This window comes from Pseudomonas citri (genome assembly GCF_025336485.1).
Classification (GTDB): domain Bacteria; phylum Pseudomonadota; class Gammaproteobacteria; order Pseudomonadales; family Pseudomonadaceae; genus Aquipseudomonas; species Aquipseudomonas citri.
Window position 1 is genome coordinate 115,712 of sequence record NZ_JAODAB010000004.1, and the last position, 13,420, is coordinate 129,131.

Below are 13,420 nucleotides of genomic sequence, written 5' to 3' on the forward strand. Positions count from 1 at the left end.
AACGCCAGCGAGCAATAAACTTTTCTTTAGAACGTGCGTTGCAGTGAAAGAGAAACGAAGTCGCGATCTTTCATCGATTGTTTGTATGACGGGAAGCTTGTGTCATCCAGGAATGTTCCTTCCGGCCCGAAGAAATGGGTATACGTCAACCCCGCCTTCCAATCGTTGAGGTAGGTCGCCTTCAATCCGACGCTTACGTCTCCGACATGGTCGCCGTTAAAGGAACCGACTACAGAGGAATTGCCAATACCGAAGCCCACGCCAACCGGCACGGAAATATCTACGCCAGAAAAAAACTGACGGTAAGACGGCTCGTAGAGCACACGGATGTTGGCCGCATCCCGATCGGCATTGGGACTCAGAAGATCAGGATTCTTGGTAATACTCGTGCGCCGGTTCCAAGCGACTTCACCGAGAAAACTGGCCTCGTTGGCAATGAATGATGGCCCCAGGGTCGCCAACCAGGACACTTGGGCATGCAGGGAATTACCCACGGCATAAAGTGGATTGCCATCGTTATCGCCAGTACCGGTCAAATCGAGCGCGCCACCACTGATCAATGGGGTGTTGCGACGTACGGATACTTCGCCGGCAATGTTGTAGTCACCAAACGTACGGCTGAAGCTCGCCCCATAGGCGGTGATATCTTCCGGATAAACCCATGAATACTCACCGATCTGCCCACTGGCAGGATTGACAGCGCCAGGCCTTAGATACAGCTGGGGAGTCTTGTCGTGGTAACGGATCGCGTACAGACCGTAGTCCGTTTCATCGACACTGAAGCGCACTTGCACACCGCCTTGCCCGGAGTTCCTGGCCTTCATGTCCTTCCCTCGGAAGAACGCCAGTGGTCCGCCACCAGGCACAACGGGAGGGCCGGCAATCACTCGCTCTGCACCGTCGCCGATGACATCCAGCGTGGAGAAGTAGCTGCCGGCAGCCGGCAACTTCGTTTCTTCCCACCGCCATTGGTAATAAGCACCGATAGAGATGTCCGGAGTTATTTGAAGCTGCCCCGAAAACTGTTGAACCGGCCGAATCAGTTCCTTGAATTGGGTATTGGGAACCGACAGCGCTTTCACTGCGTCGATCGGCGCCATCCCGCCGGCAATGCCGTTGGCCCCAAAGAACAGGCTCTCACCCCAAACAAGGGCGTGCCTGCCTGCGCGAAAAGAAGCTTTGGAATCCCCAATAGGCATCCGACCGTAGACAAAAGCATCCAACAACTCGGCTTTACGTCCGTGCAGCTTTTCGGTGTCACTGGTGAATTCGTCGTAGGGACGCGAGAACGAGTTGACAGTGCTCGGAGAGTCATTGTCGTTGGATTCGTTATAGACGGTGTCGTACCAGCCCGCGCCCGACACCCGCGCGCCGAAGCCCTGGTAGCTCACATCCATCTCCGAAAGGATGTCGAAACGATTGGAGATCAAGCCCTTGCTGAAGTTTCGATCTCCGTCATCCTGGTTGACCGAGGAGGTCAATTTATCTGACTCACCCTCGACACGAAAAGCGCTGTTGTACTTGACCGTATTGTCCCACCGAAGCTTGAGATCTGGATTATCAGTATCGATCACGAATGCATAAACACTCGGCGAAATGATAGCCATGATGGAGATAGCGAGTGGAGGCAAGGCTTTATTTTTATTCATTTTATTGGTTCCGCTAGGGCCTGATTTCGTAGTCATCGACCAATGGAGCGCCCCGTCACTCGCTGGCAAAAGCCAGAGCTGTGTCAGAGCATCCCCACGGAAATCAGATTACGAAGGCATAGCGGCGTCCGTTAGCCTAATTTGGCATCACAAACGCTGAAGCATCGAAATCCCTCCTTGGCAAACCCGACTCACTCAGAAACCATTGGGGGATCGCAAGATGCCCCATTTCTGTCGACTCCATTTATAGAGTAGTCCAGCGAATTTGGTGCATGCCAATATTGGATAACACCCCCGCCCCTCAATTTGTATCTTGTTCCTCAGCACCAAAATCAACATCAAATTTTCTCGCAGAGATTGATCAGGATTGGTCGACTGAAATCCTCTGCACATGCGAAAACGATATTAAAAAGGAGCGAACGGTGATCAACATCGAATTGCTGCAGCGCAGAAATCAGCTATTAGGTAAAGCCGCGCCGCTTTTCTATGACACACCGCTGCACATTGTGCGCGGCGAAGACGTCTGGCTGTTCGATGCCGACGGTAAACGTTATTTGGATGCCTATAACAATGTACCGGTAGTGGGGCATTGCAACCCCAAGGTGGTAGACGCACTGTGCAAACAGGCTGCCAACCTCAACATCCATACCCGCTACCTGCACGAGAACGTAGTCAATTATGCCGAGCGCCTGACAGCAACTTTTGACAAGTCGCTGGATATGGCCATCTTCACCTGCACCGGCAGCGAGGCCAATGAATTGGCCTTGCGCATGGCCAGGATGGCAACCGGTGCCAAGGGCATCATCTGTTCGAACTGCACCTACCACGGCAACACGGCGGCGGTGGACGAACTGTCCACCATGTTTACCGGCGGCATCACCAAGAGTCCCAATGTACGCTCGGTTCCGTTCCCCGATCTCTACCGCCCACTCAACGGCCTGCAAGGCGAAACCTTGATCGATGCTTACGTAGCCGAAGTCGCAAAAGCCATTGAGGCGCTCAAGGCAGACGGCGTGGGTTTCGCCGGTATTTTGATTTGCCCGATCTTCGCCAACGAAGGGTTGCCCGGCGCGCCTTCAAGCTACGTACAAAAAGTCTCGCGCCTGGTTCGCGAAGCCGGAGGTCTGGTGATCTTCGATGAAGTCCAATCGGGCTTCGCTCGCACCGGGCACATGTGGGGCCAGGATCTGGTTGGCGTTGTTCCGGACATCGTCACCATGGGTAAACCCATGGGCAACGGACACCCTATCGGCGCGGTGGTGTCTCGAGCCGATCTCGCCAACGCCTTCCGCGAGCGGGTTATGTACTTCAACACCTTTGGCGGAAATCCGGTCTCCTGTGCAGCAGGACTGGCAGTGCTGGACGTTATTCAGGAAGAACGTCTGCTGGAGCATGTTGCCCAGGTTGGCGAGTATACGCTCAAGGGATTGATCGCACTCCAGCAACGCCACGAGCTCATCGGCGATGTCCGTGGATCGGGGCTGTTCTTCGGCATCGAACTGGTGAAGGACCGCAACAGCAAGGAACCCGCAAGGGACTTGTCCAAGCAGGTGGTCAACCTGATGAAAGACCGCGGCGTTCTGATCAGCCGCCTGGGACCGAATGACAACGTACTCAAAGTACGCCCGCCGCTGCCTTTCACGACCGAACACGCCGACCTGCTCATCAACACCCTCGACGATTGCCTGGCAACCCTGTAGGAGCCGCCCATGAGCGAACATATTGAGATCAGCCAGGAGCAGATGCTGGCAAATCTGCAGGATCTGGCACAGGCATCGTTGCATCACTGGGACAAGGACTGCCTGAATATCGCGCTGATCAAATACCGCGAAAACGCGGTATTCAAAGTCGATACCACCGATGGAAACCGCTATGCCCTTCGTGTGCACCGTGGCGGCTATCATTCGGATGCAGCGCTACGCTCCGAACTGCAGTGGATGGCTGCACTACAGCAATCCGGAATCGACGTTCCAATGGCGGTACCGACCGGTAAAGGTGAGCTGTTCATTCTGTCTACCCTCCCCTCCACCGGTGAAACCTTCCAGGTCGATTTGTTCGAGTGGATTGAAGGTAATCAGCTTGGCACGGCTGAGGGCGGCCTCGGCGAGGATGTACAACAGATCGAACACACCTACCGAACTATTGGAAACATTGCCGCACGCCTTCATGAGCACGGCAGGCAATGGCATCGTCCCGAGGGCTTCCAGCGCCACGCCTGGGACACCGAAGGTCTGGTCGGCGACTCTCCTTTCTGGGGACGTTTCTGGGAGTTGCGCAGCCTCAGCGAGGAACAACGCAGCCTGATCCTGACGGCGCGGGACATTGTGCGCAACGAACTGCAAGCAATGATTCAAACGCCTGAGCACGACGACTATTACGGTCTGATCCACGCCGATTTCGTACCGGAAAACCTGATGGTATCAGGCGATACCGTGCGCCTGCTGGACTTCGACGATTCCGGTTTTGGATGGCATCTGTTCGAACTCGCTACAGCACTCTACTTCATCCGCCAGGATACCCATTTCAAGATTGCTCAAGACGCCTTGATCGAAGGCTACCGAGCCTATCGGGCACTGCCGGAAAAAGTTCTGGCAAAACTGCCGGTCTTCATGATGGCGCGCGGCTTCACCTACTTGGGCTGGGTGCAAACCCGAGAGGGCTCGGACGTCGCCAAGGAGCTGACGCCCTTCTTGACCGAACTGGCATGCGACCTTGCCACCGAGTTTGTCGAGACCCATGGCGCCTGAACTAAAGCTAATTAAATGACCAATTGATGTACAAGAGCTCAAACAGTGGGCCTATAACCAAAGGGGTGATTTATGTTTAATTTGACCGGAAAAGTGGCCTTGGTAACCGGCGCCAGCCAAGGCATCGGTCAGGGCATTGCCGAGGTATTCGCCAAAGCGGGTGCTCACGTCGTAGTGGCTGCCCGTAATGTTGAAAAAGGTCGCAAGGTCGTCGCCGACATCGTCGCCAGCGGCGGCCATGCGCAATGGCTACAGACGGACCTCAGCACAGCCGAAAACGCCAAGCATTTGGTCGAGGCCGTCATCGCCGAGCACGGCGTATTGGATATCCTGGTGCATAACGCCGGAGTGTTCCCGATGGCGACGATCGACGACCTGACCGACGCACAACTTGAAGAAACCTTGTCGGTGAACCTGAAGGCCGCGTTCTGGTTGACTCAGGCGGTGACCCCATCGATGCGCGAACGCGGCCGTGGCCGCATTCTTTTTACATCGTCCGTTACCGGCCCCCGTGTGGCCATGCCACTGTTGGCTCACTATGCGGCCAGCAAGGCCGGGTTGAACGGGTTCATCCGCGCAGCGTCACTTGAATATGCACGCGAAGGCATCACCATTAACGCCGTAGAGCCCGGCTACATCCTCACCCAAGCGATGGACCAACTGGTCAGTCGTGAGGAACAGGCCGAAATGGCGACCCAGGTGCCGATCGGCCGCCTTGGCCATCCCCACGATATCGCTCACGCCATGCTCTACTTGGCGAGCGATGAGGCGGGCTATGTGACTGGACAGAGCATCATCGTTGATGGTGGCTCCTGCACCCCGGAAAGCTCCGTCCAACTGCAGGGCTTCTACACCGAACGTGGCTGATGAGCCACCGATAGCCAACGCATTGGGCGATGGGCTCTGATCGAGCCTATCCGCCCAAAGCCGCCATACCTTCAATGTGGCGGCTCCCTGGCCCTCTTTTGCAAAACTCAAACAATGGCCGGCAAAAGATCTTTCCAGGTTTGATTGCAAGCACTTGTGCAGGAGCCGGGAAGCCCAAGTCTTCGCGTCACAAACCGAAACCCAATGTCATAGAGGAATTGCCATGTCCAAGACTGCGCAGCGTACCCTGATTTTTGGTGGGCCCGTTTTAACCCAGAACGAAAGACGTGAAACTCACGAAGCGATAGTGCTCGAGGGTGACACCGTCGTAGCTACCGGCGGATACGACGAAATGCGTTCACTCGCAGGCGCGTCCGCCTTGCAGGTCGATGTGCAAGGGGCCTGCGTGATGCCTGGCTTGATCGACAATCACCCGCACTCCCTGCATTTCGGCAGTTTCGATGCTAACTGCGTCAAGTTGTATGACGCCCGCGACCATGATGATATCCGCGCGCGCATCCGCAAGCGCGCGCAGGTCACACCACCTGGTCAATGGATCGTGACGACGCCAGTTGGCGAACCACACTATTTCATTCGTAAATCCTGGCGTGACTTGCCCGAAGGCCGCTTGCCAAACCGTTTCGAGCTGGATGCCGCCGCCCCGGACCATCCTGTATGGATTCAAGCCTACGCACCAAAGTTACCCAATGTCTGCGCAATGAACTCCAAGGCGCTGCAGATGCTCGGGTTCACCCGTGAGTTGCCAAACTTCATCGACGATGTGTTCATCGAGAAAGACGAAAACGGTGAATTGACCGGTATCTTCAGCGGCTACGTCACCAACTACTACAACAGCAGCCTCTTCTGGCTGACGCGGGTAGTGGCGCAGGTGCTGCGTCCGAGTGAAGATTTCTGGTATCAAGGCGCCTTGGCGGGACAGGTCACAGCGGCTCAGCGTGGTGTTACGAGTGCTTACGAAGGGCATTCGATGGATCCGGAACACATAGCAGCCTATCAGCGTGCCCGGGATGAAGGCCAACTGTCCATGCGCGTGCTCGCGGCACTGGAATCGGGATCGGTCGCGCTCGACTATGGATTGGGTCTTACTGACGAACGCGTGCGAGCGAATTTTGCGTTGGCGGCGAAATTGACGCAGACCGTTGACCCGATGTTTCGGGTCAACGGTCTGACCCTCGGTGTCGGCGGTCCTGGCTGGTCAGGCCAAATGCCCACCGATCATCCCTACAGCGACCCGTTTGGACGACTGACCAAAGGCCGTTCTTTCGTGTCGGGAGCCATCGAACGCGAAGCGATCGAATTCTGCCTGCGCAACAATGTTCGGTTGAACCTGATGCCCACGAGCGGGCGGGACCATCGACGGTTCCTCGAAAGCCTCGAGCCCTTTCTCGGCGAATGGGATGTGCGGGCAAGGGAATGGATCATGCAGCACAACATCTTCATCGATGATGCCACGCTCGAGCGCTACGCAGACCTTCAGTTCCACCTGACCACCAGCCTGAGCTTCTGTTTCGGCAAGGGTGATATGTATCGGGATCGAATGGGTGAACAGGCACTCAAGGAGCTAATCCCTGTCGGCAAGATGTATGCGTCCGGCGCCAATGTGGGGCTGGGCACTGACTGGGGACCGAGCAGTGTCTTCGAACACATCGCCCTTGCGCAGACACGCGAATTCGCCGGTTCCGGATACCGGCATGAAGGCCCGGGTTATTCCATCAACCGTCAACAGGCTCTGGATGGCTGGACGATACACAATGCCAGGTTGATGCAATGGGACGGCATCGGGGCACTGAAACCCGGCTTCAAGGCGGACCTTGTCATCGTCGACCAAAACCCACTCACCTGCTCGATCGATGAGTTATCCGAAACCAAGGTGTTGAGAACAGTGCTGGGCGGTAAGGACATTTTCGACGCACAGGTCATTCGACGTATGGATGATGCCGAACTGGCGCCTGAGCGTTTGCAACCCCTGGAGACGTACACGGCATCGTCATACGGCGCGCATAAATGTGGCCCGAACTGCAATCACTCAGCATAAAAAATCAGTCGCCTGCACCGCCCACTTCGCCATTTCGACACGCAAGGCAAGTGTGGCGGTGCAGCGATTCGCCTCCCTCTATCAATGAGGTCTAAAGCATGTCTCAAATTGAAGTTCTTCCCAATGTCCGCGCTTTTCTCGCTAAGGAGCACGGCTGCTATATCGATGGCCAATGATCGCCGTGCTCCAATGAAACCCTACCGGTGTTTGATCCCGCTACGGGAAACGCTATTGCCCACGTTGGCGAAGCCTCCCCTGCCGATGTTGGCCGTGCAGTGCGCTCGGCACACAAGGCATTCAGTAGCGGCGTCTGGTTGAACAAATCACCTGCGGAACGAGAGCGCATTCTCTGCGTTACGCCGACCTGCTTGAAGCCAACGGCGAGGAACTGGCCCAGCTGGAAACCCTGGAACAGGGCAAGTCAATTCATGTCTCGCGCATGTTCGAAGTGGGTGCCACGCTCGACTGGATGCGTTACGTGGCAGGTTTGGCCACCAAACACGACGGTCGCTCGATGGATCTCTCCATCGCCTTTCCGCCTGGCGCACGTTATACCGCCTACACCCGCAAAGAACCCATCGGTGTCGTGGCCGGTATCGTTCCCTGGAATTTCCCGCTGATGATTGGCATGTGGAAGGTGATGCCAGCCCTTGCGGCCGGTTGCACCATGGTAGTCAAACCTTCCGAGGTGACGCCGTTGACGCTGATGCGCATGGTCGAATTGGCCAGTGAGGCGGGCATTCCGCCTGGCGCGCTGAATCTGGTGAACGGACGCGGCTTCGGGACGGGGCAAGCACTGATCGAGCACGCATTGGTCAGTAAGGTCAGTTTCACCGGGTCGACCGCCACAGGTAAAGCCATCGCGCGGTCGGCAGCGGATCGCCTGTTGCGTGTAACCCTGGAGCTCGGAGGGAAAAATCCTGCCATTGTGTTGGCCGATGCTGATCCAGCGCACGTGATTGAAGGGCTGATGGCAGGAAGCTTCCTGAATCAGGGACAGGTGTGCGCGACAAGCTCACGGGTGTACATCGAAGCACCGCTTTTCGACCGGTTGGTCGACGATTTCGAGACTGCCGTAAAGAGCCTGACCCTCGATCATGGGCTCGATCCTGCGGCACAAATCAATCCGCTGGTGTCGAAGGCGCACCAGGAAAAAGTGTTGGGCTACCTGGCCGAGGCAGGCAGCGAAGTGATTCAAGGGCAAGCGGCGCCGACGCAGGGCTATTACGTTTCACCGACCTTAGTAGTTAATCCGCAGGATCAATTTCGCCTGGTTCGCGAAGAAGTATTCGGCCCGGTGCTGAATCTGATTCGCGTAAAAGATGCGCAAGAGGTGTTGGTGAAAGCCAACGACAGCGACCTCGGACTGACTGCGAGCCTATGGACTCAGAACCTGAATCAGGCCATGAACCTGACGCCCAAAATTCAGGCGGGTACCGTCTGGGTGAACAGTCATACGGTCATTGATGCCAATATGCCGTTTGGTGGCTACAAACAGTCTGGACTGGGCAGAGGCTTCGGCGTCGACTGGTTGGACGCCTACACTGAAACCAAGTCCGTGTGCTTGCGTCACTAACACCGGAAATTACCCCGCCTGAATCGGTAATTTGATTGCCGTCTTCCGATGATTGGCGTCAGAACAACTGTAGGATTTACGGTATTCGCGAGGACTGATACCAAAGCGCGCCTTGAAGGCCGCAGAAAAGTAACTGTAATCACCGAATCCCCATTCACTACTGAGCGCCGAAAGACTTCTCCCTGCAGGCGCCCGACGCAAAATCTCGGCACAACGATCCAGCCGATGACACTTGATGTGCTGAGAAACCATCAGTCCGCGGCGAGCGAACAGCCGATAAAGACCTCGAACAGAAACGCCGATCTGACGACCGATCAGTTCTGGACACAGATCGACTTCATGGATATGAGTATCGATGTAAGCAATAGCCTTTTGAAACAGGCGCTCGCGGCTGTCCTGCTCTTCATGCACCTCAATTGCCGGGCTCAATAGCACCAACAGCGCCTCCAGAGTAGCCTCTCCATCCCGCGCGTCCATGTCTGGCTGAGTCGCTGCATACTGGATCAATTGGAGAGCAAGCCGAACACCCGGGCTTTTGGCAGAAATCACTTCACCGCAGCGCACACGCGTATTACGAAAACGTTGTTCGACATCGCGACGCGGGAGGATCACGGAGATCATCCGCGACGTCGCCTCATAAGAGGCACTGAAAGGACTAGACGCATCGATGATTACCATATCACCACGGTTCAGTTCAGAGGCGCAGCCGCCCATCTCCAGCCTCCCCTTGCCATCGAGCTGAAAAACTACGAAATACTTGTCGTTGTCGTCCTTGGCAATTTCCTTGAACGTACGCCACAGTTTGACCTCGCGCGCCTGTACGACGCTGAGGCTTAACGGTCCACTGGAAAATGACTTGATCTGTCCATAGAAGCCTTCACTCAAATGGCGCCCGGCAAATGCTCCGCAAATCCGGTTGATCTCGCGCATCCAGGCATCCAAGGCCGCAGTTGGGCCTAATGAGTTGAAACTCATCGTACTCGTCCCACCAAAACTGGCGCTCGTAAAAAGTCAGATATTAAATTGATGAACCAGCGCTCGGAGTTCTCCCCCTAATCGAGCAAGCTCTGCACTGGAAGACGCAGTACGCCGACTGGCATCGGCACTTTGTTCTCCAATGCCACTGACCCGGTTGACACTTTCATGGATATTCTGGGCAACGACACTTTGCTGTTCAGCCGCGGCGGCGATCTGCTGGTTCATTTGCTCGATAGTGCTCACTGAACGGGTAATACGGATCAAAGCATCACCCGCTTCGCCCGCCAGAGTGACGGTGCGTTGAGTTTGCTTGCAGCTACTGCCCATCTGCCGCATGGCGTGGTTCGCCAAGTTTTGCAGGCTGGCTATCAGCCTTTCGATTTCCTCTGTGGAGTCATGGGCACGACGAGCAAGAGCACGCACTTCATCGGCCACCACTGCAAACCCTCTCCCTTGCTCACCTGCGCGGGCCGCTTCGATAGCCGCGTTGAGCGCCAGCAGATTAGTCTGTTCAGCCACTGAGCGAATGACTTCAAGCACACTCCCGATCCGCGTGCTTTCCAGATTCAACGTAGAGATAACCTCGGAAGACTGTTCCACTTCAGCCGCCAACGCGCCCATTTGACCCACCACTTGTTGTACCACCCGATTACCCTGCTGCGCTTCAAGGTCAGCCTCCTGGGCCGCTTGCGATGCGCGCTCGGCGTCGCGGGCTACTTCCTCCACGGTCGTAATCATCTGGTGTATGGCGGTGGCTGTCTGCTCGACTTCCAGCTTTTGTGTCTGCACGCCGCTGCTCGTCTGTGCGGTAATCGCTGAAAGCTGTTCGGCGGAGGCAGCGATTTGCGTGACACCTGCTCCTATACGCCCGACCAGGCTGCGCAGGCTAAGCGTCATACCTTGCATGGCGTCAAGCAGTTGACCCAGTTCATCACTGCGCTGCGGTGTAATGTCCTGGCTAAGGTCACCCTCGGCAATACGTTGGGCCAGCGCCACCGTCTGACGCAAGGGCAAGACGATTTGATGCGTGATCAACAGCGAAGCGGCTACTCCGATCAGCACGGCAACACCGCCCATCAAGCCGAGTGCAAATAGCACCTGGCGACTGCCGGAGTTCATCGCTTGACCTTGCAGGTTTTTCGCTTCTTCGGCCAGCCCCAGAACAGAACGGGCCCTTTCAAGCATCGTGGCCTCGATTTCGGCAGTCGTCTTGCCCACTCGCTGATAATTGAAGAACGCGTCCTGATAACGCTTGAGCGCGGCAAGGGCGGCATCGATACTGCCCCGCTGCTTCTCATCCAACCAGATACTCAGGTTACGCGCGAGTGCCTCCTGCTCGGTGTTGATGGAGGTCCAGTCCTCCAGGGCCGTGGGGGATCCGTCGATGATGTAAAGACTTTCATTGCTGCGCAGGTCGAGCATACGCTTGCTCATCGCGGATACCTTTTCGGCCAGGGACAGCGGATCACTGTCATCGGATGATTCGTTGCGCAGCCCCTTTTCACGCAAAGCGTCGTACATGTCCAGTTCGATCGCCTCGAACTGCCGGCGAGCCTCGTTGGCGGTTTGAGTCATCTGCTGTCGCGCCTCAAGGGCTTTACCCTGCTGCTCGACAAACATCTCAAATTGTTCGAGATAGACCAGTGCGGCCTGATCCATGGCCCGCAACCGAACTTTTTGCTCTTCCCCGCCCGATTCAAGATATTGCTTGAGTAACTCCCGCACTCGGGAAAGCCCCTCGCGCACCGCTTGAGCATGAACCTCGGCACGGCTTATCGCAAAATCCCGCTCACTACGCCGGGTCTGCAAGATCAATGTGTCGACGGCCGAGAGTTGCATTCCCTGCTGGTAGTGCCCGAGCACCGATTTCACAGCGAAGAATCCTGTAACGGTCACTGCGCTAGTCAGGAAAAGAACCAGTCCAAAACCACAAAGCAATTTCCTGCTGACAGAAAGATCCGCTAAAAAGCGTCTGAAGAAATCAAACATTTTAACCACCCCTCTTGTTATGTACTTGATGGCTGAATTAGCCAATGGGGGGGAACAGCAGAGAAGGAGCCGTCAGATGTCAGCTGCATGGAGCTACGCTTGAAAGGGTGCCCACTCACGAGGGCACCTTTCCTTGATCAGCATTCGTGCAGCGACGATGCTCAGTCTCTACAGTTATCTAGCGCAAACTATCCCCGACCAGTGAGTCAGCAGAAAATGCATCTTTGGCAAAGCGTGGCACGAGCGCATACTGCTTAGGTTTGTTATTGATCAGGACCTCGAAGCCTGTACCCGATATAAGGTCGTTGAAACCAAAGCTGGACATGACCACAGCAGGAGCGTCGGGTGCAACGATGGCGTCCGCATGAAGCGTCTTCCAAAGTTGACCATTGGCATCCCAGCGGTCCCCCAACAAGCAGATCCAGCTATCCTCATCGCAGTAGTAGCGACTCTTCACTGCCTGATGGCGCTTGCCGTTGCGCAAGGAGGCCTCCACTACCCAAACCCGGTGCAGCTCCCAACGCACATGCTCAGGGTTGAGATGATGCGCGGACAAAAGCTCTTTATCGTCCTTGACCTGAAGTGCGGAGTTACTGTTGTAAGGGACGTATTTTTCCTGCTTGCCGATAATCTTCCAGTCGAACCGATCGAGCCGACCTGCAAAGGTCGTGACCTCGTCAAAGCTCATCACCCCAGCTGTAGCCGGTGATGGAGTGTCGCAACAAGCATTTGGCAATTTACGGACCCGACGCTGACCAACGAGATATACCCAGGCCTGAGTCTTGTCACCGTCCAGGTTTTCAACGCCCGCAAGCGCCTCACCTGCACGGATGGCTGGCCCTGTTGTATCCAGACGCGAGCGCCAGTAATTATTAGTCTTGGCCAGCTCCTCAAGATTGCTGTCCGGCAGGTAATACGGCATCTCTATGTTCTGAACCATGTCGGAAACCAGTACCGCCTGACCATTAGCCGTTAGTTGGTATCCTTTAAACATTTGCGATGTTGAAATACCCCGCCAGCGCAACACATGGTTCCACATCACCTCCGCACCACTTTGTGGAATGGGGAAAGGAACACCGCCGTAGACGCCTTCAGGAAGGTCACCATTCATCTTTCCATTGGTGGCATTTTTAAAGGTGTTGTCATACACCCACTGGGGAGCCGCTGCCGTTCGATGGGTCTGATAGACATTGACCTTGAAACTGTCCGGATACTTCTTCAACAGTGCCACCGTCCCGTCGGTCAGCTTATCGGTATATTGGCCGACATTCGCGGGCGTAATGGAAAACAGCGGTTTCTCATCCTTGAAGGGATCACCCCGACGCCCACCAGGCTCGTCGCCAGGGATGGGCTTGGTGTAACCGCCCGTCCAAGCCGGGATCGTGCCGTCCTTGTTCCCTGCTTTCTCAGCCCCCAAAGGGGTGAGCTCTTTGTTCAGCTTCGATGCCTCTTGGGCAGAGACGCCTGCAAATGCCTCAGGACCGAACACTATCAAGCTTGCAAATAGTGGGGCGAGTAATTGTTTGTTCATCTGTTTGCTCCTGGTTTTAACTTGCAA

At 55.8% G+C, this 13,420-nt stretch carries 8 protein-coding genes and 2 pseudogenes; 5 read left to right on the top strand and 5 right to left on the bottom strand.

Going from position 1 to position 13,420, the window contains the following annotated elements:
• Positions 1–26: 26 nt before the first annotated feature.
• On the bottom strand, positions 27–1,649 hold the full coding sequence (locus tag N4Q37_RS06185; RefSeq protein WP_390897899.1) for a DUF1302 domain-containing protein: 1,623 nt from the start codon (positions 1,647–1,649) through the stop codon (positions 27–29).
• A gap of 422 nt (positions 1,650–2,071) precedes the next feature.
• Between N4Q37_RS06185 and N4Q37_RS06190 the strand changes: the two genes are divergently transcribed.
• The 5 genes and pseudogenes from N4Q37_RS06190 (at position 2,072) to N4Q37_RS06210 (ending at position 8,895) form a co-directional block, all read left to right on the top strand.
• Entirely contained in the window at positions 2,072–3,349 is a 1,278-nt protein-coding gene (locus tag N4Q37_RS06190) for an aspartate aminotransferase family protein (protein WP_313958315.1), read from the top strand.
• Between the two features lie 9 nt (positions 3,350–3,358).
• On the top strand, positions 3,359–4,396 hold the full coding sequence (locus tag N4Q37_RS06195) for a phosphotransferase enzyme family protein (RefSeq protein WP_260956072.1): 1,038 nt from the start codon (positions 3,359–3,361) through the stop codon (positions 4,394–4,396).
• A 72-nt stretch (positions 4,397–4,468) separates the two neighbouring features.
• Positions 4,469–5,263 (top strand): SDR family oxidoreductase, encoded by a 795-nt coding sequence (locus N4Q37_RS06200; protein ID WP_260956073.1) that lies wholly within the window; start codon positions 4,469–4,471, stop codon positions 5,261–5,263.
• 223 nt (positions 5,264–5,486) lie between these two features.
• Positions 5,487–7,319 (top strand): amidohydrolase, encoded by a 1,833-nt coding sequence (locus N4Q37_RS06205; RefSeq protein WP_260956074.1) that lies wholly within the window; start codon positions 5,487–5,489, stop codon positions 7,317–7,319.
• Positions 7,320–7,417: 98 nt separating this feature from the next.
• Positions 7,418–8,895: pseudogene (locus N4Q37_RS06210) on the top strand (aldehyde dehydrogenase family protein).
• A 9-nt stretch (positions 8,896–8,904) separates the two neighbouring features.
• On the opposite strand, the gene feaR reads toward N4Q37_RS06210, so the two are convergent.
• The 4 genes and pseudogenes from feaR to N4Q37_RS06225 all read right to left on the bottom strand — a co-directional run bounded on the left by feaR (position 8,905) and on the right by N4Q37_RS06225 (position 13,393).
• Complete coding sequence (gene feaR / locus N4Q37_RS06215) at positions 8,905–9,870, bottom strand: transcriptional regulator FeaR (RefSeq protein WP_260956076.1); 966 nt, start codon at positions 9,868–9,870, stop codon at positions 8,905–8,907.
• A 36-nt stretch (positions 9,871–9,906) separates the two neighbouring features.
• Positions 9,907–10,779: a methyl-accepting chemotaxis protein gene (locus tag N4Q37_RS27780; RefSeq protein ID WP_390897906.1), complete on the bottom strand. Its 873-nt coding sequence runs from the start codon at positions 10,777–10,779 to the stop codon at positions 9,907–9,909.
• A pseudogene (locus N4Q37_RS27785) lies at positions 10,765–11,862 on the bottom strand (HAMP domain-containing protein); the annotation flags it as partial. The gene N4Q37_RS27780 and the pseudogene N4Q37_RS27785, both read right to left, overlap by 15 nt.
• 178 nt (positions 11,863–12,040) lie before the next feature.
• Positions 12,041–13,393, bottom strand: a complete 1,353-nt coding sequence (locus N4Q37_RS06225) for a DUF1329 domain-containing protein (RefSeq protein ID WP_260956079.1) — start codon at positions 13,391–13,393, stop codon at positions 12,041–12,043.
• Positions 13,394–13,420: the final 27 nt, after the last annotated feature.

Bases quoted from the DNA above. Each gene is read 5' to 3' on its own strand.
- feaR (WP_260956076.1), bottom strand. From the start codon at position 9,870: ATGAGTTTCAACTCATTAGGCCCAACTGCGGCCTTGGATGCCTGGATG.
- N4Q37_RS06200 (WP_260956073.1), top strand. From the start codon at position 4,469: ATGTTTAATTTGACCGGAAAAGTGGCCTTGGTAACCGGCGCCAGCCAA.
- N4Q37_RS06225 (WP_260956079.1), bottom strand. From the start codon at position 13,393: ATGAACAAACAATTACTCGCCCCACTATTTGCAAGCTTGATAGTGTTC.
- N4Q37_RS06195 (WP_260956072.1), top strand. From the start codon at position 3,359: ATGAGCGAACATATTGAGATCAGCCAGGAGCAGATGCTGGCAAATCTG.
- N4Q37_RS06205 (WP_260956074.1), top strand. From the start codon at position 5,487: ATGTCCAAGACTGCGCAGCGTACCCTGATTTTTGGTGGGCCCGTTTTA.
- N4Q37_RS27780 (WP_390897906.1), bottom strand. From the start codon at position 10,779: ATGCAAGGTATGACGCTTAGCCTGCGCAGCCTGGTCGGGCGTATAGGA.
- N4Q37_RS06185 (WP_390897899.1), bottom strand. From the start codon at position 1,649: ATGAATAAAAATAAAGCCTTGCCTCCACTCGCTATCTCCATCATGGCT.